The following is a 1,557-nucleotide window of genomic DNA, read 5'->3' on the forward strand; positions in this document are numbered from 1 at the left end:
GCTGTGGTGATTGGATTGGTTTTAGCGCTTATTATAGGAACCTTCATATTGTTACATTTTTGGTAGAAATAAAATCAAAAAAATGGGTATGAATTAAAAAGATTATAAAGATTATAAAGTAAATGGGGGCTTATCATTATCTTTTGTTCTGTGAACATGGATAGGGGTAAGCTCTTTTTAAAAGAACTAAAATGTATTTGACGTGAAATCTCAAAAACTATATAATTGAAATACGAACAAATGTTTGGAGGATGATATGAATCGCTTTAAAATTGTATCAGATTATAAACCCACAGGCGATCAACCAGAAGCAATAGAAAGTCTGGTTTCTGCCATTGATCATAAGCGAAAATACAATACTTTGCTCGGCGTTACAGGCTCAGGTAAGACTTTTACAGTGGCCAATGTCATAGAGCGTGTCCAAAAGCCGACGCTTGTAATTGCTCATAATAAAACCTTGGCAGCACAGCTTGCCTCTGAGTTTAAAGAGTTCTTTCCAGATAATGCAGTCGAATACTTTGTCAGTTACTATGACTATTATCAGCCGGAAGCTTATGTTGCACACTCCGATACTTATATTGAAAAAGATGCATCCATAAATGAAGAAATTGATAAGCTTAGACACTCTGCAACATCTGCACTTTTTGAGCGAAGGGATGTTATTATTGTTGCATCGGTCTCCTGTATTTATGGTCTGGGTGACCCGATTGATTACGCTTCAATGACGCTTTCCATAAGACCTGGCATGGAGAAGTCTAGAAATGATATTTTAAGAAGACTTGTGGATATTCAATACACACGCAATGACATTAATTTCACCCGTAACACCTTTAGGGTAAGGGGTGATGTGATCGAAGTTATGCCTTCATATGAGTTTGAGAGGGCATATCGCATAGAGCTTTTTGGTGATGAAATAGATCGAATTGCTGAGGTAAATGCACTTACAGGTGAAATCCTGGGTTATCGAAACCATTTGACCGTTTACCCTGCCTCACATTATGTAACGCCAAAGGAAAAGCTTGAAGAAGCTATTGTCAATATTGAAAGAGAATTAGAGGATACAATTAAGTATTTTAAGGATAACAACAAGCTTATAGAGGCACAGAGAATTGAACAGCGCACCAAGTATGATATCGAAATGCTGCGTGAAGTTGGGTTCTGTCAAGGTATAGAGAACTATGCCAGAGTTTTATCAGGAAGGCCACCAGGTAGCCGCCCTTTCACACTGTTGGACTACTTCCCAGATGACTATTTGATCGTAATTGATGAGTCTCATGTGACGATTCCACAAATACGCGCCATGTATGGTGGTGACCAGACGAGAAAGCAATCCCTTGTGGACTATGGCTTTAGGTTGCCGTCTGCAAGAGATAACAGACCCCTAAATTTTGAGGAGTTTGAAGAACTTGTCAATCAAGCGCTTTTTGTGAGTGCAACACCTGGTCCATATGAGTACGAGCACAGTGACAAGGCAATCGAGCAGATTATAAGACCGACTGGTCTTATTGACCCCGAGGTGGAAGTAAGACCGATTAAAGGTCAAATTGATGACCTCTA

General features: G+C 39.3%; 1 protein-coding gene. It reads left to right on the top strand.

Features of this window, described 5'->3' with window-relative positions; genetic code table 11:
* Window positions 1–256 precede the first annotated feature (256 nt).
* Window positions 257–1,557: DEAD/DEAH box helicase family protein (locus AC220I_RS22400; protein ID WP_486726089.1), on the top strand; the 1,301-nt coding region annotated here is incomplete at its 3' end.

This window comes from Fusibacter sp. (assembly GCF_057447755.1).